This is a genomic window from Geobacillus sp. WSUCF1 (assembly GCF_000422025.1).
GTDB lineage: Bacteria > Bacillota > Bacilli > Bacillales > Anoxybacillaceae > Geobacillus > Geobacillus zalihae.
The window spans coordinates 21,147-44,450 of sequence record NZ_ATCO01000103.1 but is presented as its reverse complement, the minus strand read 5'-3'; the positions used below and the strand labels follow the sequence as shown (position 1 = coordinate 44,450).

Sequence of the window (23,304 nt, the reverse complement as noted above, 5' to 3'; positions counted from 1 at the left end):
CCATATTCTATCCTATTCGTTGGCTGACGCCAACCGAAATTCATCTCCCACTTTCACTTCGTTTCAAAGTGGGAGACTTCTTTCGGAAAGATGTTAAAGAGAGACGATTTTGGGGACAGCCTCTTGTTTTTTGGCACGTCCAGAAGACGGGGAGATGGGCAAGGCGGTTTTCGATGATCAAATGGATGCTCGTTGTTCATTATTCAACAAATTGCGTTGATTTAGCTATTGAAGAGAAAGCGAGCTTTGATATCATCATAGACAAATGTTGAATATATGGACTATCGGGCGTCAACATGAAGACGGAGAGGCCATCTCTGCCTTGGCGCCCGAGCGGCCATGGAAAGGAGAAAACGCCAATGGAGGAAACAATCGAAATCGTCCGCAACGGCGCTCAGCCGTCGGCGAAAGGGCAGGAAGCGTATTTCACCGGAAGCGTCCGCGTTGATTCACTCTTCCAAGAAAACGAATTCGCTCCGTACTCGGCGGCATACGTCACGTTTGAACCGGGGGCGCGCACGGCATGGCACACCCATCCGGTTGGACAAAGGTTGATCGTGACATATGGTGTTGGATGGGTGCAGGAATGGGGCGGCCCGATTCGGGAAATTCGGACCGGGGACGTCGTTTGGTTCCCGCCGGGCGTCAAACATTGGCACGGCGCGACGCCGACGACAGCGATGACCCATATCGCTTTAACAGGAGTCGCGAACGGCAAAGCGGTCGAATGGCTGGAAAAAGTGAGCGATGAACAGTATCGCCGGGATGAATAGGAGGAACACGATGGATGGATGGTCGAACGAAGAGCTGCGTCGAATCGCGGAAACGGATGATTTGCACATTTCGCCGTTCCGCGAAGACGGCAAAACGTATGGAACACCGACGTGGATTTGGTCGGTGGTCGTTGGCGACTCCCTTTATGTGCGCGCCTACAACGGACAGCGATCGAGCTGGTATCAGGCGGCCGTCAAACAGAGAGCGGGGCGGATCACAGCAGCCGGCATGACGAAGGAAGTTGTGTTCGAACCGGTCGATGGATCGATCAATGATTGGATCGATGACGCCTACCGGGAAAAGTACAAAGGAAGTCCGTATTTGTCTTCGATGATCAGCCCGCGCCCGTGCAGCGACGGTGAAAATCATGCCGCGATGAACAGCGCCTTCCCAATATAAAAACCGTCACCGATTGCCAGCTTGCAGCCCGGCGTCGGTGGCGGTTTTTGTTGAGCGGCAAATCGATCAGCTCTTGGCCGCGTCCGTTGCCCTTCTTCCAGTCGATGGCGGTTTTGGTTAAGCATCGAAAGGGGATTTCATACGGCTGTCTAGGGGCGGAATGACGCTTTAATCAAAATTGCGGTCCAGCAAGCGCCCGGTCTGCTCGGCGATGACGCGCGCCGGCAGCGGCCTGCCTTGCTTGAACCACCATTCGACAATCCCGACGACGGCGGAGGCGAAAAATTGCAAGACGACGTCCTCATTCAGCCCTTTGTTTTTTCCGCTTGACGTGTCGACATCCGGCTTGAATTCCTCGATCACCAGCCGCAAAAACCGATTGCGGAAAAACGGCGCCCCTTTGCTTGACAGCATCGTCGAAAAAAAACAACTGATGGCGCTCAAAATATTCGTACCAAATGTAGTTTCCTTCCTCAAACGTCAAGTCAGCCGCCTCGCGGCAAAGCTGCCGCAAGTTGTCCATATGTTCTTCAATCAGCTTATCCAATAAATCGTATTTATCGGTGTAGTGAAGATAAACCGTTCCCCGGTTCACATTCGCCCGGTCGGCGATTTCTTGAATCGTGATGTCGTCAAACGGTTTTTCCGCCATCAGCTCGACGACCGCTTTTTTGATCGCTTCTTGGCTTTTCACAATGCGCCGGTCGATTTTCGCCATGGTGAACTCTCCCCTTGAAGGCAATATTATTTGGTTAAATTATAAACATATGTATTTTAATCAATCAATGATGATTTTTGAGAGAAATCATATGGAACCATGCAGGCGCTGGGCGACGCCAACCGGTTGAGAAACATTCCACACGGACCATCCCGTTAGGCGGGACGCATTCGCCAAAGACGATGGGAAGAGAAGAACGGACGGTTCGAATGCAACGGGAGAGCGATGCGCAAAAAAAAGACCAGCATATGAACCGACCTTCGCTTTTAGGCGTTCGCTCGTTCCGTAGACCCAGACCGCAAATGTTTCGCATCTTCCTTCGGCGGCCGCCCGAATAGTCGGGAATATTCACGGCTGAATTGCGACGGGCTTTCATAGCCGACTTGAAAGGCGGCGTCAGCGGCATCGATCGCCTCCGTCAGCAAAAGCCGCCGCGCTTCTTGCAGGCGCAGCTGCTTTTGAAACTGGATCGGGCTCATTCCGGTGACTTCTTTGAAATGGCGATGGAGCGATGCCGGACTCATATGAGACAACTCCGCCAGCTCTTCGATGCGAATCGGTTGACGATAGTGTTTCTTCATATATTCGATGACATGATGAATGTGATGGGTACGGCTGTTTTGGACGGCCATTTGTTTGAGGACGTCGCCATACGGCCCTTGCAGCACGCGGTATAAAATTTCTTTTTGGTACATCGGCGCTAAAATACGGATATCGTTGGGCGCGTCGAGCAAGCGAATGAGCCTCGTGACGGCATCAAGCAAATCCGGTTCCACCGCGCTGACAAACATCGCCCGCTTCGGTTTTTTCGGCGGACGAATATGGTTTTCGGTGCGCTGCAGCAGCTCGATGACTTGCTGGAGCGCTATTTCCATGCGCAAGGCCAAATACGGCGTCTGTTCGCTTGCTTCGACCACTTGGGAGATGACCGGCAAGTCGACGGAAGAGACAAGATAATGGGTTGGGCTGTACGTAAACCGTTCCCCCGCCAGCCATACGTCTTTTCGGCCTTGCACGATCAAGCAAAACGATGGGCGTTGGACGCCGTGCTTCGGTGTTGTTGGATGTGATTCGCGAAACAGAAAAAGCGATGGAATCTCTGTTTCGTAAACCCCGTCTTTTCCGGTATGGCGTTCGATGAGCGACGCCAATTTCTGTTGTTGCTCAATGATCGATTTCAACCGTTTTTCCCCCTTCCACTACAGTTATTTTACCTAACCCTTTTCCGTAACTGGAAGAGGGTTGAGAGAATTAGGCAATGATTTGCGAGAATTGTGATACCGGTTGCGGTGCAAAAGAGAGCATAATGACATTGTGGGTAGCGTTCTTCGTGGCGATGTGCGCTGCCGGTTTGCCATTGTCGCCATGATTAACCGAATCAAGCAAGGAGGTAGAGAACGATGCAAATGGTAGTGTTAAACAACGGCGTCAACATGCCGATCTTAGGCTTCGGCGTCTATCAAATCAACGATCTGGAATTGTGCGAACAATGCGTGTACGATGCGCTCATGACCGGCTATCGGCTCATTGATACGGCTGCGTCGTATCAAAATGAAGAGGCTGTTGGGCGGGCGATCAAACGGAGCGGCATTCCGAGAGAAGACATATTTGTGACGACAAAACTGTGGATTCAAGATGCCGGCTATGAGAGCACGAAAAAAGCCTTTGCGAGATCGTTGGAGCGGCTGCAGCTTGATTACATCGATTTGTATCTCATTCACCAGCCATTTGGGGATGTATACGGCTCTTGGCGCGCATGGAGGAGTTGTATCGCGAAGGGAAAGTTCGCGCGATTGGGGTGAGCAATTTCCACATGGACCGTCTCATCGATTTGATTCTTCATCATGACGTGACCCCGGCGGTCAATCAAATTGAAACGCATCCGTTCTGCCAACAAGTGGAAAGCGCGGAGTTCATGAAACAACATGGCGTCCAAATCGAGTCGTGGGCGCCTTTTGCGGAAGGACGAAACAATATGTTTCAAAATGAAGTGTTGGTCTCGATCGCGAACAAGCACAACAAATCGGTCGCCCAAGTCATTTTGCGCTGGCTGACGCAAAGGGGGATTGTGGCGATTCCGAAATCGGTGCATAAAGAGCGCATCATGGAAAACTTCCAAATCTTTGATTTTGAGCTCGACCAAGAGGATATGAACAACATCGCCGCCCTCGATACGAAGCAAAGCTTGTTCTTTTCCCATCGCGATCCCGAAATCGTGAAGTGGCTTTGCCAGCGCCGATTGGAGATTTAACGGAAAATAAAGGAGGAAGAGGATGCAAAAACGTCAATTAGGCAAAAGCGGCTTAGAAGTGTCCGCGATCGGGCTCGGCTGCATGGGGATGAGCTACGGCTATGGGCCGGCTGCCGACAAAAACGAAATGATCGCTCTCATTCATGCGGCCGTGGAGCGCGGGGTCACGTTTTTTGATACGGCCGAAGTGTACGGGCCATACGTGAATGAGGAATTGGTCGGCGAGGCGCTCGCTCCGTTCAAAGGAGAGGTGGTCATCGCCACGAAATTCGGCATTCAACTGAAAGACGGCAAGCAAGTGCTCGACAGCAAGCCGGAGACGATCCGCCGCTCGGTGGAAGGTTCGCTCAAGCGTCTGAGAGTGGAAGCCATTGACCTGTACTATCAACACCGCGTCGACCCGGACGTGCCGATCGAGGAAGTAGCCGGAGTGATCCAAGACTTGATGAAGGAAGGCAAAATTCGGCATTGGGGGCTTTCGGAAGCTGGGGTGCAAACGATCCGCCGCGCCCATGCGGTAGAGCCGCTTACGGCTGTCCAAAGCGAATACTCGTTATGGTGGAGAAGTCCGGAAGAAGAACTATTGCCTGCGCTTGAGGAGCTCGGCATTGGCTTTGTGCCGTTCAGCCCGCTTGGCAAGGGATTTCTGACCGGAGCGATTGATCGAAACGCAACGTTCGCCGAATCCGATTTCCGCCGCATTGTGCCGCGGTTCCAGCCGGAAAACCTCGAGGCCAATCAAGTGCTGGTCGAGCTCATCAAACGGTTTGCGGCCGAGAAACAAGCGACGCCGGCGCAAATCGCCTTGGCGTGGCTGTTGGCGCAAAAGCCATGGATCGTGCCGATCCCGGGAACGCGCAAATTAGAGCGCCTCGAAGAAAATCTTGGCGCGTTGGAGGTCGTGTTGACGGCAGAGGAATTGCAGCGGTTGAACGATGCCCTCGCCAACATCGACATTGCCGGCGACCGTTATCCGGCTGGTTCGGACTTTGCCAAGCGGGTAAGCAAATAGCGCTGGGGGATAAAGGCTGCTTTTTGGATCGCTCGATTGTAGTTGTGTATTTGGCGATCTTTTTTTTGCCAGGGCAAAAGCCGACGTTCGTTCCAATGATGGTAGACATTGTTGCTCGTTTTGTTCATTTCGCAAACACAGTGTAAAGCAAGCAAAGGGGAAAGAGAGGGTGAACCAACATGAAATATGTGAAACTTGGCAACACCGGTTTGGACGTTTCGCGCCTTTGCCTCGGCGGCATGAGTTTTGGCGTCCCCGGCCGCTGGATTCATCCATGGGTGCTTGATGAAGAGAAAAGCCGTCCGATCATCAAGCGGGCGCTGGAATTAGGCATCAACTTTTTTGATACCGCCAATGTGTATTCCGACGGAACGAGCGAGGAAATATTGGGGCGGGTGTTAAAGGACTACGCCGATCGAGATGAAATTGTCATTGCCACGAAAGTGTATTTCACGGCGCACGAAGGGCCAAACCGGAAAGGGCTGTCTCGAAAGGCCATCATGAGCGAGATTGACAAAAGTTTGAAACGGCTGGGCACCGATTATGTCGATTTGTATCAAATCCACCGCTGGGACTATGATACGCCGATCGAGGAAACGATGGAAGCGTTGCACGATGTGGTGAAAGCGGGAAAAGCACGATACATCGGCGCGTCTTCGATGTATGCTTGGCAGTTTTTGAAGGCCAATTATACAGCGGAAAAACACGGGTGGACGAAATTTGTGTCGATGCAAAATCATTACAATCTCATTTACCGTGAGGAAGAGCGGGAAATGCTGCCGCTTTGCCAAGAGGAGAACATCGCTGTGATCCCGTACAGCCCGCTGGCGTCAGGAAGGCTGGCGCGCGGCGCGTCAGAAACAACGCATCGTTCCGAAACCGATCAAATTCAACGATCAAAATACGACACCACGGCCGAGGCGGATCGAGTGATCATCGAACGGGTCTCTGAGCTCGCCAAAAAACACGGCGTGAAGCGCGCGCAAATCGCCCTTGCCTGGCTGCTGCAGAAAGAACCGGTCACCGCACCGATTGTCGGGGCGACGAAACTGTCCCATCTCGAAGATGCGGTCGGCGCGCTATCCATCTCGTTAACAGCAGAAGAAATCGCCTACCTAGAAGAACCGTACGTGCCGCATCCGATCGTTGGACATCGATAAGGTGAGATACCACGGACAAGCTGCCAAAAGAACCGATTTCATCGGTTTTTATAGGCAGCTTTTTTTGCGGCTTCTGCCTAGAAGGCCGGTGATGTAGTGAAACATCACAGAAAACGGACTCTCTTCTCAAATGGAGAAGCCTTGTCAAATCAATGCTTCTCTGTCAGCTGAAAACAAGGGTTTCAGCGGAATCGGCCGTTTTTCACCAGCCTTCTAGGCAAATTGAAAAAATTCTCATTGACAAACGTTTCAAAATCATCAATCCTTCTAAATAAGGACTTCATTGTTTTATCTGTGTTTTGTAGTGAAGGAGGGATTGGAGTGAAAATTGCGAAAGTCATTAACAACAACGTGATAAGCGTCATTGAAAATGGAAAAGAACTTGTTATTATGGGAAGGGGGATTGCGTTTCAGAAAAGGCCGGGGGATGAAGTGGATGAAACGAAGATTGAAAAAGTATTTAAGCTTGACAACAAAGATTTAATTAGCAAATTCAAAGAATTGCTGTATGAAGTGCCAACTGAATATATCCGCATTGCAGAAGAGATTATCCAGCACGCAAAAGAAGAGCGGAATAAAAAGCTGAATGATATTATTTACATCTCTCTTACCGATCATATTCACTTTGCGATTGAGCGACATCGACAAGGGATACAAATCGTAAATCCATTACTTTGGGAAATTAAACGAATTTATCAAGATGAATTTCAAATCGGCAAGAAAGCGCTGCAAATCATCCAACAGCGTCTTCGGATTGACCTTCCTGAAGATGAAGCAGGATTTATTGCCATGCATATTGTGAATGCTGAACTCAATGAACAAATGGGCGATGTAGCATCGATGACAAAAATGATTCAAGACATTTTAACGATTGTAAAGTATCATTTTAAAATTCAATTAGATGAGGAATCGTTGAACTATTTCCGTTTCCTTACACACCTTAAATTTTTTGTCCACCGTTTGCTGAATCAACATTTATTGAACCACGAGGAACATGATTTGTATGAACTCGTAAAACAAAAATATTGTGAGGCATACGAATGTACGAAAAAAAATTGCCGAGTATATTATGAAAACGATCGGATGCACGCTAACATCCGAAGAAGAAATTTATTTGACGATTCACATTGAACGAGTGACCAGTCGCCGATCCATTTCTGATTGACAAAAATGAAAGCGTATGCTAAAGTGAGGGTAGGAGATGAATATTCAGACAATTAGGGTTGTTACTGGTCATGCAGGCAAAACCTAAATTGTCTCGCCTTTTTATATATTGGCGGGGCAGTTTAGGTTTTTTTATTTTTCTACTGCCTGAAAGCAGATGTGAGAAAGAGGAGGTGCCATAATGGCAAAAAAAGATTACACACCATTATCCAAAAACATTTTAAGATTGGTGGGAGGGAGAGAGAATATTGAAAGCGTTTATCATTGTGTAACAAGGCTTCGCTTCAAATTAAAAGACGAGGCTTTGGCAGATACAGAAGCGATCAAGAATTTAGACGGCGTTGTAACCGTGATGAAAAGCGGGGGACAATATCAAGTAGTTATTGGAAACCATGTCCCCGATGTTTATGCCAACTTTTTAGAGGTTTCTGGGATTCATATGGACACATCAGAAAAGGACGAATCAAAAGAAAACAAAATGAGTTTAGGGGCAAAGTTCATCGACATCATTTCCGGTGTGTTTTCCCCAATTTTAGGGGTTTTAGCGGCCACAGGGATGATCAAAGGATTGGCAGCTTTATTGTTAGCGCTTCATTGGGTGACTGCAGAATCCGGAACATATCAATTGTTGAATATTGCTGGCGATGGATTGTTTACATTTTTGCCGATGTTTTTAGGTTACACGGCCATGAAAAAATTTGGCGGAACCCCGTTTGTCGGCATTGCCATTGCGGCCGCGCTCGTTCATCCGAATGTAAGCGCACTGTCTGCAGGTGAACCGTTGTATACGCTGTTTAATGGAACGATATTTCAGTCCAATATCCATATTACGTTTTTAGGAATCCCGGTCATTTTAATGTCATATGCATCGTCAGTCATTCCGATTATTGTATCAGCCTATTTTGCTGCGAAGTTGGAAAAACGATTAAAGCGAATCATTCCGGATGTTGTCAAAGCATTTGTTGTTCCATTTTTTACGATTATGATCATGGTCCCGCTCACTTTTATTGTGATTGGTCCCATTGCCACTTGGGCGGGCAGCTTGTTAGGTGCGGCGACTGTGTGGGTTTATAAATTAAGCCCGGTCTTGACGGGGATATTATTAGGCGGATTATGGCAAGTATTTGTCATGTTCGGGCTTCACTGGGGTCTTGTCCCGATTGCTATCAACAATTTAGCTACGTTAAAGTATGACCCGATTTTAGCGACTGTCACGTTTGTATGCTTTGCACAAATTGGAGCTGTGCTGGCTGTCATGTTGAAAACGAAAGACAAAAATGTAAAATCGCTTAGTGTGCCAGCCTTTATCTCAGGGGTTTTCGGTGTAACAGAGCCTGCGATCTACGGAGTGACGCTCCCGCTTAAAAAACCATTTATTATGAGCTGCATCGGCGGGGCAGTCGGCGGCGGAATGATTGGGGCGTTTTCAAGCAAGCTATGGATGATTGGAGGATTAGGAATTTTTGCCATACCCACATATATTCAGCCAGGCGGTAAGCTGGATTTGTCTTTCTGGGGAGCCATCATGCATTAGTCGCTTCTTTTATTGTCGGATTTCTGTTGACCTACTTTTTCGGCTTTCAAGGTAAAGAGACAGAAAATAAAGTAGAAACCACGTTGCCAGTAAATACAGAGGAAACAAAAAGGCTTGTTTTCATGAGTCCGTTAACAGGGAATGTCATTCCATTATCTCATATAGAAGATGGCGCGTTTTCAAGTGAAGCGATGGGAAAAGGGGTGGCGATTGAACCGACAGAGGGGAAAGTCGTTTCACCTGTTAACGGTGTTGTGACGGCCCTGTTTCAAACAAAGCATGCCATTTGCATTACATCAGAGGATGGGCTGGACATTTTAATTCATATCGGCATGGATACCGTAAAACTGGAGGGGAAATACTTCACCGCGCATGTGAAGCAAGGGGATGCAGTCAAGGTTGGAGATGTACTTGTTGAATTTGACATCGATCAGATTAAAGAAGCAGGGTATGAAATCGTGACTCCCGTTGTCATCACAAACAGCGATACATTTTCTGAAATCAAAGCGACTTCAAACCGTACAGTTAGACAACTTGAAGCATTGTTAGAAATTTATGCTTAGAAGGGTGTAGGAATGAAACACTATATTTGACCATGGAGGTTGTGGCAATGAATAAAACATACCGCTTTCCAGAAGGATTTTTATGGGGAGGAGCTACCGCAGCCAATCAATTGGAAGGGGCTTATCAAGAAGGAGGGAAAGGGCTCAGCATTGCAGATGTACTGCCTGGGGGGAAAGTGAGGCTGAATGTGCTGGCAGGAAATGAATTTGATTTTGAGATTGACAAGTCAAACTATGTATATCCGAACCATGACGGCATTGACTTCTATCATCGGTATAAAGAAGATATTGCCTTATTTGCGGAAATGGGATTTAAAGCGTATCGGATGAGCATTGCGTGGTCAAGAATTTTTCCAAATGGAGATGAATTAACCCCCAATGAAGAAGGATTGCAATTTTATGATCATGTATTTGACGAGTTAGATAAATATGGTATTGAACCCATTGTAACGATCTCTCATTATGAAATGCCGTTGCATTTAGTGAAAGCTTATGGAGGCTGGAAAAATCGCCAACTCGTTTCATTTTTTGAACGGTATGCAAAGACGTTATTTGAGCGTTATAAAAACAAAGTGAAATATTGGTTAACATTCAACGAAATTAATGGGGCCATTCATTTTCCGATTTTAAGCCTCGGTTTTGTGCCGAAGAGTGAAGACACTCGTTTACAGCATATTTTTCAAGGGTTGCATCATCAATTTGTTGCCAGCAGTTTAGCTGTAAAAGCGGCTCACGAAATTATTCCAGATGCAAAAGTTGGATGCATGCTGATTTATGCGCCGACGTATTCTTTTGATTGTCACCCGGAAAATGTGTGGCATGCTTTGCATGAGAATCGTATATTCAACTATTTATGCGGCGATGTGCAAGTACGGGGAGAGTATCCGGCGTTCGCCAAACGTTTCTTCCAAGAGAATGGGGTTGAACTGGAAATTCATGATGGGGATCTTGAGCTATTGAAACGATATCCTGTTGATTTTATTAGTTTTAGTTACTATATGTCTCGCACAGTCAAAAAGATCCCATCATCTGAGGAAATGACATCCGGAAATATTATTGGCGGAGTCAAAAACCCGTTTTTACAAGCTAGTGACTGGGGTTGGGAAATTGATCCAATCGGTCTTCGTATTGCATTGAATGAGCTTTATGATCGTTATCAAAAACCTTTATTCGTCGTTGAAAATGGGCTTGGGGCATATGACAAAGTCGAGGAAGATGGTTCAATCAACGACGATTACCGCATTGACTATTTGCGTGAACATATTAAGGCAATGGGAGAAGCCATTGAAGATGGAGTGGAGCTCATGGGCTATACGTCATGGGGCTGCATCGATTTAGTTAGTGCATCCACCGGTGAGATGAGCAAACGCTATGGTTACATTTACGTGGATAAGAATGATGATGGCTCTGGAACGTTAGAGCGGAAAAAGAAGAAATCGTTCTTTTGGTATAAACATGTTATTTCGACCAATGGAAGAGAACTTTATCATGAATAAAAAGGAGATTGTGTTCTTCCATCCGTTTGTCGAACTCTCGTTTCCAAATGGTATGCCTATATGGAACCAAACACAAAAGCCAGCGTGTTCAGCGCTGGCTTTTTCATGTTAATCCTTTCAGCCTTTCGTTTACGTCTTCTTCCGTCAGATCGAGTATATGCGCAATGTCCGCGATGCTCATGCCTTTTTCGCTCATTTTTTGGATCGCCTCTTGGATTCCTTCTTCTCTTCCCTTTTTCAACCCTTCTTGACGTCCTTCCTCCCGGCTGCCGCGAATGTTCGATAATTGATCGAGCAGCCATTTGAGCCGCATTTCATAGGCGTAGCAGTTTTCGGGATCCACGCTTAAGCTTTGCCATTCTTCTAATGCTTCTAAAATCTCTTGTTCCGTCATCGCGATTTCCTTCAGTTCGCGCAGCATCTCTTCGTCCGTTCGTTTTGTTCGCGACGGAGCCAACGCTGCCGTTTCCCACAGGTGTGATGGACATCACTACCGGCGCTTGGCGATGGCAAGCGCCTTTTTCGTATTGGCGAAATGAAGCTTGGCGCACGCCGCGAGCGCTTCTTCCCCCCGCGCGCGGATGATCCGGGCGGCGGCTTCGTCAACGATGGCGCCGGCACCTTTTGGAAGCAGGAGGCCGACGGCGTGGGATAATCGCTCCATTTCGTCTAAAAACACGTAGCGGGCGATGATCGAGGCGGCGGCGACTGATACGTGGACACTTTCCGCCTTGGGAAGGCAGTGCACCCGCTCGCGGATAATGCGATCTTCATCGGAAAGGTAACGGAAATACGAATCCCGTTTTAAAAATTCGTCGATGATGATTGCTTCTGGTTCGGCGGGCGCGATGGCGTCAACGAGTTTCACGAGCGTCCGGTTGTGAAGGAGCGCTTTCATTTTCGTCTGCGGCATGCCGCTTCGCTGCCAGCGGTTGTATTCGGCATTGTCCAACACGGTGACCGCATGCGGCACGGTTTCCATGATGGCGGGGGCGATCCGTTTGATTGCCTCATCGTTCAATTGTTTCGAATCTTTCACGCCAAGCGCCGCGATTTTGGCGATATGCGGCCGATCCACGTAGCGGCGGCGACGACGATCGGGCCGAAATAATCGCCGGTGCCGACTTCATCGGAACCGATGGCGGAAAGAGACCCGAGTTGATGAGCTGCCAAAGCGGACGGCTGGTGGTCAGCTGTTTCGTTTGAGGCGCTCGCCCCTGATATCCATTTCGCTGCTTCTTGCTCCGCCGCTTTCCCTTGAAACAGCACTTTGCCTGAGCGGTAGGCGGTGATGACGACATCCGGGCGCTTGACGGCAAACAACGCTCCAGCCGGAAGCCGGTCGGATAAGGCGTCTTGGTAGTGGGCGCGCAAGGCGTCAAGCAGCTGTTGGTCGGCTTGAATCACATAGTTTGACAACGTTCGATCGCTCCTTTATCTTCTCTATCGTTGCTGTGTGTCGCTTCTTTCCATTATACCAGCGTTCATGATATGATAAACAGTAGGATTTGGCGAAATGGGGGAGAAAGCTTGACAGAACAGCCAAAAACGCGGGTGAGCGTCCGCATCTATGGACAAGACTACACGATCGTCGGCGCGGAAAGCCCGGCCCACATCCGGCTCGTGGCGGCGTTCGTTGACGATAAAATGCATGAATTCAGTGAGAAAAATCCGCTCCTTGATGTGCCGAAGCTGGCCGTGTTGACGGCCGTCAACATCGCCAGTGAATATCTCAAACTAAAAGAAGAATATCAACGGCTGGCGGAACAGCTGAAACAGGAAAAGGACGGGAAACAGGATGATTGATGTCGTGCTGTTGTTTGTCCTGCTGCTGGGGGCGATGATCGGGCTGAAGCGCGGCTTTATTCTCCAATTCATTCATATGGCCGGGTTTTTCATTGCCTTTTACGTCGCTTACCGGTATTATGAACGGTTGGTGCCGACATTGCGCCTTTGGATTCCATATCCGACGTTCGGCGATCCGGAGACGATGAAGCTGCTGTTTCAGAGCACCCATTTAGACGATGCCTATTATCGGGCGATTTCCTTTGCACTTTTATTTTTTGTGGTGAAAATCGTGCTTCAAATCGTCGGCTCGATGCTCGATTTCGTCGCCCAGCTGCCGCTGTTGCGCAGCGTCAACCGCTTGGCCGGGGCGGCGCTCGGGTTTGCGGAAGTGTATTTGCTCGTCTTTTTGCTGTTGTATATCGGGGCGCTCGTGCCGATTGACAGCGTGCAAGAACAGCTGCAACGTTCGCTTATGGCGACCGTGATTGTGAAACATACGCCGGTGTTGTCGGAGATGCTTGGCAACTGGTGGATTCATGGCCGCGTCTGACCGAGCGCGGCCGTGGTTTTGCGGGAAAGGGAGGGAACGGGGATGAGCGTCCATAAAAAAGAGGTCATCCGCCTGCTTGAAACGATCGCACTGTATATGGAGATCAAAGGAGAAAATCCATTTAAGGTCAACGCCTTCCGCAAAGCGGCGAACGCCTTGGAAACGGATGAGCGGAGCCTCGCGGAAATTGGCGATTTCACCGCCATTCCCGGCATCGGCAAAAGCACAGCGGCGATCATCACCGAGTTTGTCGAAACCGGTTCATCATCGGTGCTCGAGGAATTAAAGCGCGATATTCCGGAAACGCTTCTTTCCTTGCTTAAGATCCCGGGGCTTGGCGGCAAAAAAATCGCCAAGCTGCATCAGGAGCTTGGCATTGTCGATATGGACGGATTGAAAGAAGCGTGCTTGGCTGGAAAAGTGCGCGCGCTTGCCGGTTTTGGCGCGAAAACGGAAGAAAAGCTGCTTGCGGCCATTGAAAAGGCAGGCAAACGCCCCGAGCGGCTGCCGCTCGCTCGGGTGCTCGCGATCGCGGCGGACATGGAACGCCAGCTCGCTTGTTTGGATGGCGTGATTCGCTTCTCGCGGGCCGGCAGCTTGCGGCGCTTGAATGAAACGGTGAAAGATTTGGATTATGTCATCGCTACCGACCGTCCGGCTGCGGTGCGCGACGGGCTGCTCGGCTTTGAGCGCGTCCGCGGGGTGCTCGCCGCTGGGGAGACGAAAGTGTCGCTTCTTTTCCAGTATGAGGATGAAGTGGCCGTTGACTTTCGGCTGGTCAGCGAGGCGCAATTCGCGACCGCGCTTCATCATTTCACCGGATCGAAGGAGCATAACGTGCGCATGCGCCAACTCGCCAAAGAGCGCGGCGAGAAAATCAGCGAATACGGCGTGGAAGACGAAGCGACAGGCGAAGTGAAAACGTTCCCGAATGAAGCGGCGTTTTACGCCCATTTCGGGCTGCCGCACATTCCACCGGAGCTGCGTGAAGATGGCACGGAAATCGAGCGGTTTTCCGCTGATCGGCCGCTTGTGCGCTTGAAGACATTCAAGGCGATTTGCATATGCATTCGGCGTGGAGCGACGGGTCGTGTTCGCTTGCGGAGCTCGCTGAGGCGTGCCGCCGCCGCGGCTACCGGTATATCGCCATCACCGACCATTCGCACTATTTGAAAGTGGCCAACGGCTTGACCCCGGATCGATTGCGGCGCCAGCGCGAGGAAATCGAACGGCTGAACGCGCGCTATTCGGATTTTACGATTTTGGCCGGCATTGAGATGGATATTTTGCCGGACGGGACGCTCGATTACGACGATGACGTGCTCAAGGAGCTTGATTTTGTCATCGCCGCCATTCACTCTGCGTTCAAACAGCCGCGCGAGACGATCATGAAACGGTTGGAGGCGGCGCTTCGCCACCCGTACGTCGATGTCATTGCCCACCCGACCGGGCGGCTGATCGGCCAGCGCGACGGCTATGACGTCGATATCGAGCGGCTCGTGGAGCTGGCGGCGGAGACGAACACGGTGCTTGAGTTAAACGCCAACCCAAACCGGCTCGACTTGTCGGCGGCCTACGTGAAAAAAGCCGAGGAAGCGGGGGCGTATATTGCCATTAACACGGACGCCCACCATTTGGACATGCTCGAGGATATGGCGATCGGCGTAGCGACGGCAAGAAAAGGTTGGATCCATAAGGAAACGGTCATCAACACATGGCCGCTTGAAAAGCTGCAACAGTTTTTGCGCGACAAACGAAAGAAATGAATCAGCTGGGGGTCAGATACGTGCAACGAAAAGTGCTTCACACCTTGGAGTTCGATAAAGTGAAAGAGCAGTTGGCAGAGCATGCGTCCTCGCCGCTCGGTTTGGAAAAAATCGACGCTCTCATACCGTCTTCTGACTTGGAGGAGGTGGCCGCCTGGCTTGACGAAACGGATGAAGCCGCCGCTGTTTTGCGGCTTGCTGGCTATGCGCCGCTTGACGGAGTAGTCGACATCCGTCCGCATCTCAAGCGGGCGGCGATCGGCGGCACGCTCAGCCCGCAAGAGCTGCTTGAAGTGGCGGCCACCTCGGCCGCAAGCCGGCAAATGAAGCGGCTGATTATGGATCTGCATGAAGAGCACGGGGGATTGGACCGTCTGTCCACTTATGCCGATGAGCTCGTGGAGGTGCCGGCGCTTGAACATGACATTCGCCGCTCGATCGACGACCATGGCGAAGTGTTGGATGCCGCAAGCGACCGCCTCCGCTCGCTGCGCGGGCAAATTCGGTCAGTGGAAGCGCGCATCCGCGAGAAACTCGAGAACATCATCCGCTCGCCGTCGGCGCAAAAGCGGCTGTCGGACGCCATCATTACGATCCGCAATGACCGATATGTCATCCCGGTGAAACAAGAGTATCGCGGCGCCTACGGCGGCATCGTCCACGACCAGTCAGCGTCCGGGGCGACGCTGTTTATTGAACCGCAGGCGGTCGTCGAGTTGAACAACGCGCTCCGCGAAGCGCGGGCGAAAGAAAAGCAAGAAATCGAACGCATTTTGCGCGAACTTTCGGCAAAAGTCGCTGAGCAGGCCGAGCCGCTTGCGCGGGCGGTTGAGTCACTTGCGGCGCTTGATTTTGCGTTCGCCAAGGCGAAATACGCCCGCCGGTTGCAAGCCGCGAAGCCAGCGGTCAATAGCCGAGGCTATCTTCGTTTTTTGCAGGCACGCCATCCGCTGCTGGATCAAGAAAAGGCGGTGCCGAATGACATTGAACTCGGCGGCGACTATACGACGATCGTCATCACCGGGCCGAACACCGGCGGAAAAACGGTGACGTTAAAAACGATCGGCTTGTTGACGCTCATGGCGCAAGCGGGGCTGTTCATCCCGGCGGCCGACGGATCGGAAGCAGCGGTGTTCCGTTCCGTTTTCGCCGATATTGGCGACGAGCAGTCGATCGAACAAAGCTTGAGCACGTTCTCGTCCCATATGGTCAATATCGTTGACATTTTGCGCCATGTCGATGGTGAAAGCCTTGTGCTGTTTGACGAGCTTGGGGCTGGCACCGACCCGCAGGAAGGGGCGGCGCTCGCGATCGCCATCTTGGATGAAGTGCACGGGCGCGGGTCGCGGACGGTGGCGACGACGCATTATCCCGAATTGAAAGCGTACGGCTACAACCGCCCCGGTGTCGTGAATGCGAGCGTCGAGTTTGACACCGAAACGCTCCGCCCGACGTATAAACTGTTGATCGGCATCCCCGGCCGCAGCAACGCCTTTGATATTTCGCGCCGCCTTGGGCTTGATGAACGCATCATCGAGCGGGCGAAAGCGCAAGTGAGCGCGGAAAGCCATAACGTCGAAAACATGATCGCGTCGCTTGAACGGAGCAAAAAGCAAGCGGAGGAAGAGGAAGCGCGGGCGCGGGCGGCGCTGGAGGAGGCTGAGCGTCTGCGCGCCGAATGGGAACAAAAATGGGAAGAGCTCGAAGAAGAAAAAGCGGAGCGGCTGGCGGAAGCAACGCAAAAAGCAGCCGACATCATCCGCGCCGCGGAACGCGAAGCCGAGCGGATCATTCAAGAGCTGCGCCGCTTGCAAAAAGAAAAGCAGGCGGAAGTGAAAGAGCATGAGCTCGTCGAGGCGAAAAAGCGGCTCGCTGCCGCTATGCCGAAAGTGGAGAAGCGGAAAAAGGCGAAAAAGGCTGCTTCACGCCATGTGTTCCAGCCGGGTGATGAAGTGAAGGTGACGAGCCTCAACCAAAAAGGCTACTTGATCGAAAAAGTGTCGGACGACGAATGGCAAGTGCAGCTTGGCATTTTAAAAATGAAAATCCGTGAACGCGATTTGGAGTATATCGGCAGCGCGCCGGCGAAAGAAGTGACGCCGATTGCGACGGTGAAAGGCAAGGACGCCCATGTGAGCCTCGAGCTTGACTTGCGCGGCGAACGGTACGAAGACGCTCTCCTTCGGCTTGAGAAGTACTTGGATGATGCTGTGCTCGCTGGCTATGCGCGTGTTTCGATCATTCACGGCAAAGGAACGGGCGCGCTCCGCCAAGGAGTACAGCAGTTTTTGAAGCAACATCGGGCGGTGAAAAGCTTCCGATTTGGTGAGGCGAATGAAGGCGGCACTGGGGTGACGATCGTGGAACTGAAATGATGGGGGCGATGGCAATGGCGTCGTTTTGGGAGCACGACATGGTGAAAACGGCGGCCAATTTCAGCGTCGCCGTGCTGTGCATCGTCGTCTTTTTAGCCGTATTTGAATTGGTGACGAAGTACAAAAACTGGGAAGAGATTCGCAAAGGCAATGTGGCGGTGGCGATGGCAACCGGCGGAAAGATTTTTGGCATCGCCAACATTTTTCGCTATGCGCTCGCCCGCCATGAATCGCTGCCGTCGATGATCGGCTGGGGGCTGTACGGGTTTTTGCTTCTGCTGGCCGCGTACTTTATTTACGAATTTTTGACGCCGAAATTCAATATTGATGACGAAATTGCCAATGACAACCGGGCCGTCGGCTTGATTTCCATGGTGATTTCCGTCGGTTTGTCGTTTGTCATCGGCGAAGGGATTCAGTAAAGGGGAACAACGAATGAACGCAGTAGTCAAATGGTTGTTGATCGCAGTCGGACTGCTTTTGATCGCCGGCATCGTCTATATGGCGGTGCGCAACCGATCGGTTGATGTGTTGGCGAAAATCTTGTTTGTCATTTGCGCGTGCTTTTTCTTCGTTGGTTTGGTGTACTGGTTTTGGTGACGTCTCGCTCAGGCGAGGCGTTTTTTTGATGAAAAATTAGAAAAAGTAAAATAAAATAGAAGTAAGGGGGGATTGGGATGGAAAAACCGTGGCTCGCTCACTACCCGCCGGAGATTCCGCATACGCTCGACTATCCAAAGAAAACGCTTTCCGACTATTTGCGGGAGACGGCGGAACAATTCGGAGACCATGAGGCGATCGACTTTTTCGGAAAGACGATGACGTTTCGCGAGCTGTACGAGCAAGCATTGACATTCGCGCATTATTTGCGGACGATCGGATTGAAAAAAGGGGATCGGGTGGCGGTGATGCTGCCGAACTGCCCGCAGGCCGTCATCAGCTACTATGGGACGCTCCTAGCCGGCGGCATCGTCGTGCAGACGAATCCGCTTTACACCGAGTATGAGCTTGAATACCAGCTGAACGACAGCGGCGCCTCGGTGCTCGTGACGATGGATCTTCTGTATCCAAAGGCGGAAAAGGTGAAAGGGAGGACGCCAGTCAAACATTGGATTGTCACGAGAATGCAAGATTATTTGCCCACGGTGAAGAAATGGCTGTATCCGCTTGTGCAGCGGAAGCAAAACATGCCGATTGTCCGCATCGCGGAAAGCGAAACTGTTCATCTGTTCCGCACGATCATGAGCTGCAAAGAGACGGCGCCGATCGGGGAGGACATTGATCCGGTGGAAGATGTGGCGCTGCTGCAATATACAGGCGGCACGACGGGGCATCCGAAAGCGGCCATGTTGACGCATCGCAATTTGATCGCCAATACGCTCATGTGCGCTCATTGGGTGTATAAATGCGAAAAAGGAAAAGAAACGGTGCTCGGTGTGCTTCCGTTTTTCCACGTGTACGGCATGACGACGGTGATGAATTTGTCCGTGATGATGGCGAGCAAAATGGTGCTGCTCCCGCGCTTTGATGTCAAGCAAACATTAAAAGCAATCGAGCGCACCCGGCCGACGATGTTCCCAGGCGCGCCGACGATGTATATCGCTTTGTTGAATGAGCCCGACTTGGCCAAATATGATTTATCCTCGATCAACGTCTGCATCAGCGGCTCCGCTCCGTTGCCGGTTGAGGTGCAGGAGCAGTTTGAACGGGTGACGGGCGGAAAATTGATTGAAGGCTATGGGTTGACCGAGGCGTCCCCTGTCACCCACAGCAACTTCCTTTGGGATGGGGAGCGGGTGAAAGGAAGCATCGGCGTTCCGTGGCCGGATACGGACGCGAAAATCATTTCCTTGGAAACGGGTGAGGAAGCAAAGCCGGGCGAGCGTGGAGAACTCGTCGTGCGCGGGCCGCAAGTGATGAAAGGCTATTGGAACCGTCCGGAGGAGACCGAGCAAGTGCTGCGCGACGGTTGGCTGTACACCGGCGACATCGGCTATATGGATGAGCGGGGGTATTTTTATATCGTCGACCGCAAGAAAGATGTCATTATCGCCGGCGGTTACAACATTTACCCGCGCGAAGTCGAAGAAGCGCTGTACGAGCACCCGAAAGTGCAGGAAGCGGCCGTGATCGGCGTTCCGGATCCGTACCGCGGCGAGACGGTGAAAGCGTTCGTCGTGTTAAAGCCGGGGGAGATGTGCAGCGAACAGGAGCTTGACGCGTTTATGCGCCAGCGCCTGGCTGCTTACAAAGTGCCGCGCATCTACGAGTTCCGCAGCGAATTGCCGAAGACGGCGGTCGGCAAAATTTTGCGCCGCGTGTTGGTGGAAGAGGAGAAAAAGAAGCTTGACAAATCGGCAGAATTGCCCGTAAAATGAAAATATGAATGATGGTTCATTCATTTGGCGGATGGAAAGTGAGAAAAGGAGAATCCATATTGCGGAGGGAAAAGCCGAAATTTAAGCAAATCATTGACGCTGCCGTCGTCGTCATCGCCGAGCACGGCTACCATCAAGCACAGGTGTCGAAAATCGCCAAGCAGGCCGGTGTCGCCGACGGCACGATCTACCTTTATTTTAAAAACAAAGAGGATATTTTAATTTCGCTTTTTCAGGAAAAGATGGGGGCGTTCATCGAGAAAATTGAACAAGAGACAGAAGGAATTTCAAGCCCCCTAGAGAAATTGTATGTATTGGTGAAAACTCATTTTTCCGCCCTCGCCGCTGATCCGCATATGGCGGTCGTGACGCAGCTTGAGCTGCGCCAGTCGAACAAAGAGCTGCGCCATCGCATCAATGAGGTGCTGAAAGGATATTTGCGGCTCATCGACCGCATCATCATGGAGGGGATGGAAAAAGGGGAGTTTCGCCAAGATTTAGACGTCCGGCTCACTCGGCAAATGATCTTTGGCACCCTTGATGAAACGGTGACGACGTGGGTGATGAACGAGCAAAAGTATGACTTGGCCGCCCTCGCCGATCCGGTGTACGAACTGCTCGTCAAAGGGTGCGCCGCCGGGCGTTAGGAAAGGCAGAAAGGGGAGAGGCTTCATGGAGCATTTTCGCATAGCGAAAGAGGAGTTCGTCGCCGTCGTGACGTTTTCGCGGCCGCCGGCGAACGCCCTTTCATCAGCGGTTTTGAAAGAGTTTTCAACCGTGTTGGACGAGCTCGAGACCGATCCGGAAGTACGCGTCGTGCTGCTTCATGGCGAAGGAAGATTTTTCTCAGCCGGCGCCGATATTAAAGAATTCACGTCCATCGCTTCCGCTGAGGAGGCATCCGGCTTGTCGCGCAACGGCCAACTCGTGATGGAGCGGATCGAACGCTTTTCCAAACCAGTCATTGCGGCGATTCACGGCGCCGCATTAGGCGGTGGGTTGGAGCTGGCTATGAGCTGCCACATTCGCGTGGTGGCGGAAAACGCCAAACTCGGCCTTCCGGAGCTGCAGCTTGGCATCATCCCTGGATTTGCTGGCACGCAGCGGCTTGTGCGCTACGTCGGCTTTGGCAAAGCGGCGGAAATGATGTGGACGAGCGAGCCGATCACCGGACTCGAAGCGGTTGAATGGGGGCTTGCCAACAAGGCGGTGCCGGAAGAGCGGCTTCTTGATGAAGCAAAAGCGTTGGCGAAAAAGATCGCCGCCAAAAGTCCGCTTTCCGTCCGTGCGACGATTGAACTGCTCAACGCCGCGAAGGAAAAATCGTTTGCCGAGGCAGTGCGCGAGGAAGCGGAATGGTTTGGCCGCGTGTTTGGATCCGAGGATGCAAAAGAAGGCGTGCAGGCGTTTTTGGAAAAACGGCCGCCTGTCTTTAAAGGGAAATGATCCCTGTAAATATCTGAATGTTGGAACATGAAACAATGTTCGACCAAACCGAGGAGGGGAACGACATGAACATTTTTGTGTTGATGAAACGCACCTTTGACACGGAAGAAAAAATCTCCATCGTCAATGGCAAGATCAACGAGGAAGGCGCTGAATTCATCATCAACCCGTACGACGAATACGCCATTGAAGAAGCCATTCAAGTCCGCGACAAACACGGCGGTGAAGTGACGGTCGTCACCGTCGGCAGCGAGGAAGCGGAAAAAGAGCTGCGCACGGCGCTCGCCATGGGCTGCGATAAAGCGGTGCTCATCAACATTGACGATGATGTCGAAGAACAAGACCAATATACGACGGCGAAAGTGCTCGCTGAATACTTAAAAGACAAAAACCCGGACTTGATTTTAGCCGGCAACGTCGCTATTGACGGCGGTTCCGGGCAAGTCGGCCCGCGCGTTGCGGAATTGCTCGGCATTCCGTATGTGACGACGATCACGAAGCTCGACATTGCCGACGGCGGCAAAGTGACCGTTGTGCGCGACGTCGAGGGGGATGAGGAAATCATCGAAACGTCGCTGCCGCTCCTTGTCACCGCTCAACAAGGGCTGAATGAACCGCGCTATCCGTCGTTGCCGGGCATTATGAAGGCGAAGAAAAAGCCGCTTGACGAGTTGGAGCTTGACGACCTGGATCTTGATGAAGAGGATGTCGAAGCAAAAACGAAAACGATCGAAGTGTTCTTGCCGCCGAAGCGCGAAGCGGGCAAAATTTTGCAAGGCGAGATCGCTGATCAAGTGAAGGAACTCGTTCAGCTGCTCCGCTCCGAAGCGAAAGTGGTATAAGCGGAAACCGCTGTCGGCGTTCGGATGAAGCACAACGGGGAATCAAAGGATAGGGGGACTGAAACATGGCACGTAAAGTATTGACCTTAGCAGAAGTGCGGGATGGATCGCTGCGGAACGTTTCGTTTGAAGCCATTGCAGCGGCCAAAACGATCGCCGAAGGCGGGGAAGTCGTCTCGGTGCTCGTCGGCGACCAAGTGCAGGCGCATGCGAACGAACTCATTTACCGCGGTGCCGACCGCGTCGTCGTCATCGAACATCCGAATTTGAAATTTTATACATCAGATGGCTATTCGCAAGCGTTAAAAGCCGTGATTGACAAAGAGCAGCCGGAAGGCATCGTCTTCGGCCATACGGCGCTCGGCAAAGACTTGTCGCCGAAATTGGCCATCAAGCTCGACGCCGGCCTCGTTTCCGACGTCATCGCCGTCGAAGAGGCAGGCGGCAACATCGTCTTTACCCGTCCGATCTACTCCGGCAAGGCGTTTGAAAAGAAAATTGTCACCGATGGCATCATCTTCGCGACCGTGCGTCCGAACAACATCGCGCCGCTTGAGCGCGACGAGTCGCGCACAGGCAGCGTGGAAGCGCTCGCCGTCGAGATTAAAGACTTGCGCGCGATTGTCAAAGAAGTCGTCCGCAAAACGGCGGAAGGCGTCGACTTGACCGAGGCGAAAGTGATCGTCGCCGGCGGCCGCGGCGTCAAAAGCGCCGAAGGCTTCAAGCCGCTCAAAGAGCTCGCCGAAGTGTTGGGCGGCGCGGTCGGCGCTTCGCGCGGGGCGTGCGATGCCGGCTATTGCGACTACTCGCTGCAAATCGGACAAACGGGAAAAGTCGTCACGCCGGACCTTTACATCGCCTGCGGCATCTCAGGCGCCATCCAGCATTTAGCGGGGATGTCCAACTCGAAAGTCATCGTCGCCATTAACAAAGACCCGGAAGCCAACATCTTTAAAGTCGCGGACTACGGCATTGTCGGCGATTTGTTCGAAGTCGTTCCGCTCCTCACCGAAGAGTTCAAAAAACTGAAAGTGCATTCGTAATGAACAACACGGGCGGCTGCAGCCGTCCGTTTTTTGACGGATAAA

At 51.6% G+C, this 23,304-nt stretch carries 18 protein-coding genes and 6 pseudogenes; 20 read left to right on the top strand and 4 right to left on the bottom strand.

The features are described 5' to 3' along the window. The 3 genes from I656_RS19260 to I656_RS05730 all read left to right on the top strand — a co-directional run. Positions 1-272, top strand: a 272-nt coding sequence (locus tag I656_RS19260) for a hypothetical protein (RefSeq protein WP_207563490.1), incomplete at its 5' end; no start/stop codon positions are given. Between the two features lie 87 nt (positions 273-359). After that, complete coding sequence (locus tag I656_RS05725) at positions 360-773, top strand: cupin domain-containing protein (RefSeq protein ID WP_020755604.1); 414 nt, start codon at positions 360-362, stop codon at positions 771-773. 10 nt (positions 774-783) lie between these two features. Further along, positions 784-1,173, top strand: coding sequence for a DUF2255 family protein (locus I656_RS05730; protein ID WP_235048637.1), 390 nt, complete (start codon positions 784-786; stop codon positions 1,171-1,173). 168 nt (positions 1,174-1,341) lie between these two features. Here I656_RS05730 and I656_RS0115935 read toward each other — a convergent pair. Both I656_RS0115935 and I656_RS05735 read right to left on the bottom strand, forming a co-directional pair. Next, a pseudogene (locus I656_RS0115935) lies at positions 1,342-1,891 on the bottom strand (TetR/AcrR family transcriptional regulator). Between the two features lie 266 nt (positions 1,892-2,157). Then, a complete protein-coding gene (locus I656_RS05735; protein ID WP_020755600.1) occupies positions 2,158-3,072 on the bottom strand; it encodes an AraC family transcriptional regulator in 915 nt (304 codons plus the stop codon). A gap of 327 nt (positions 3,073-3,399) precedes the next feature. Between I656_RS05735 and I656_RS0115930 the strand changes: the two are divergent. The 6 genes and pseudogenes from I656_RS0115930 (at position 3,400) to I656_RS05765 (ending at position 11,071) form a co-directional block, all read left to right on the top strand. Beyond that, positions 3,400-4,142 (top strand): annotated as a pseudogene (locus I656_RS0115930) (aldo/keto reductase). Positions 4,143-4,164: 22 nt separating this feature from the next. Beyond that, a complete protein-coding gene (locus tag I656_RS05740; protein WP_020755597.1) occupies positions 4,165-5,154 on the top strand; it encodes an aldo/keto reductase in 990 nt (329 codons plus the stop codon). Positions 5,155-5,333: 179 nt separating this feature from the next. Further along, the gene (locus I656_RS05745) at positions 5,334-6,314 is read left to right on the top strand and encodes an aldo/keto reductase (protein ID WP_020755596.1); all 981 of its coding nucleotides are present in this window, start codon (positions 5,334-5,336) and stop codon (positions 6,312-6,314) included. A 321-nt stretch (positions 6,315-6,635) separates the two neighbouring features. Then, positions 6,636-7,479 (top strand): annotated as a pseudogene (gene licT, locus I656_RS05750) (BglG family transcription antiterminator LicT). Positions 7,480-7,659: 180 nt separating this feature from the next. Beyond that, positions 7,660-9,575 (top strand): annotated as a pseudogene (locus I656_RS05755) (beta-glucoside-specific PTS transporter subunit IIABC). A 47-nt stretch (positions 9,576-9,622) separates the two neighbouring features. Next, a complete protein-coding gene (locus I656_RS05765) occupies positions 9,623-11,071 on the top strand; it encodes a glycoside hydrolase family 1 protein (RefSeq protein WP_033005940.1) in 1,449 nt (482 codons plus the stop codon). A 103-nt stretch (positions 11,072-11,174) separates the two neighbouring features. Here the strand turns inward: I656_RS05765 and I656_RS05770 are convergent, their stop codons facing one another. Next, positions 11,175-11,528, bottom strand: a complete 354-nt coding sequence (locus I656_RS05770) for an Rpn family recombination-promoting nuclease/putative transposase (RefSeq protein ID WP_020755588.1) — start codon at positions 11,526-11,528, stop codon at positions 11,175-11,177. 33 nt (positions 11,529-11,561) lie between these two features. After that, positions 11,562-12,490, bottom strand: a pseudogene (gene rnhC / locus I656_RS0115925) (ribonuclease HIII). Between the two features lie 111 nt (positions 12,491-12,601). On the opposite strand from rnhC, the gene zapA reads away from it, so the two are divergent. From zapA to I656_RS05810, 11 genes and pseudogenes are all read left to right on the top strand, one after another. Continuing rightward, positions 12,602-12,877: a cell division protein ZapA gene (zapA, locus tag I656_RS0115920; RefSeq protein WP_015375564.1), complete on the top strand. Its 276-nt coding sequence runs from the start codon at positions 12,602-12,604 to the stop codon at positions 12,875-12,877. Then, complete coding sequence (locus I656_RS05775) at positions 12,870-13,409, top strand: CvpA family protein (RefSeq protein ID WP_020755584.1); 540 nt, start codon at positions 12,870-12,872, stop codon at positions 13,407-13,409. Before zapA ends, I656_RS05775 begins: the two co-directional genes overlap by 8 nt. Positions 13,410-13,451: 42 nt before the next feature. Continuing rightward, positions 13,452-15,175: pseudogene (polX, locus tag I656_RS0115915) on the top strand (DNA polymerase/3'-5' exonuclease PolX). A 20-nt stretch (positions 15,176-15,195) separates the two neighbouring features. Then, complete coding sequence (locus I656_RS05780; RefSeq protein WP_317889383.1) at positions 15,196-17,550, top strand: endonuclease MutS2; 2,355 nt, start codon at positions 15,196-15,198, stop codon at positions 17,548-17,550. A gap of 14 nt (positions 17,551-17,564) precedes the next feature. Further along, complete coding sequence (locus tag I656_RS05785; protein ID WP_015375560.1) at positions 17,565-17,972, top strand: DUF350 domain-containing protein; 408 nt, start codon at positions 17,565-17,567, stop codon at positions 17,970-17,972. A 13-nt stretch (positions 17,973-17,985) separates the two neighbouring features. Continuing rightward, positions 17,986-18,150: a hypothetical protein gene (locus I656_RS18685; RefSeq protein ID WP_013144552.1), complete on the top strand. Its 165-nt coding sequence runs from the start codon at positions 17,986-17,988 to the stop codon at positions 18,148-18,150. A 77-nt stretch (positions 18,151-18,227) separates the two neighbouring features. Continuing rightward, complete coding sequence (locus I656_RS05790; RefSeq protein ID WP_015375559.1) at positions 18,228-19,928, top strand: long-chain-fatty-acid--CoA ligase; 1,701 nt, start codon at positions 18,228-18,230, stop codon at positions 19,926-19,928. Between the two features lie 59 nt (positions 19,929-19,987). After that, entirely contained in the window at positions 19,988-20,575 is a 588-nt protein-coding gene (locus tag I656_RS05795; protein ID WP_011232163.1) for a TetR/AcrR family transcriptional regulator, read from the top strand. A 25-nt stretch (positions 20,576-20,600) separates the two neighbouring features. Continuing rightward, positions 20,601-21,374: an enoyl-CoA hydratase gene (locus tag I656_RS05800; RefSeq protein WP_020755578.1), complete on the top strand. Its 774-nt coding sequence runs from the start codon at positions 20,601-20,603 to the stop codon at positions 21,372-21,374. A 65-nt stretch (positions 21,375-21,439) separates the two neighbouring features. Then, on the top strand, positions 21,440-22,216 hold the full coding sequence (locus I656_RS05805) for an electron transfer flavoprotein subunit beta/FixA family protein (protein WP_013144555.1): 777 nt from the start codon (positions 21,440-21,442) through the stop codon (positions 22,214-22,216). A gap of 65 nt (positions 22,217-22,281) precedes the next feature. Then, entirely contained in the window at positions 22,282-23,259 is a 978-nt protein-coding gene (locus I656_RS05810) for an electron transfer flavoprotein subunit alpha/FixB family protein (protein ID WP_015375557.1), read from the top strand. Positions 23,260-23,304 lie beyond the last annotated feature (45 nt).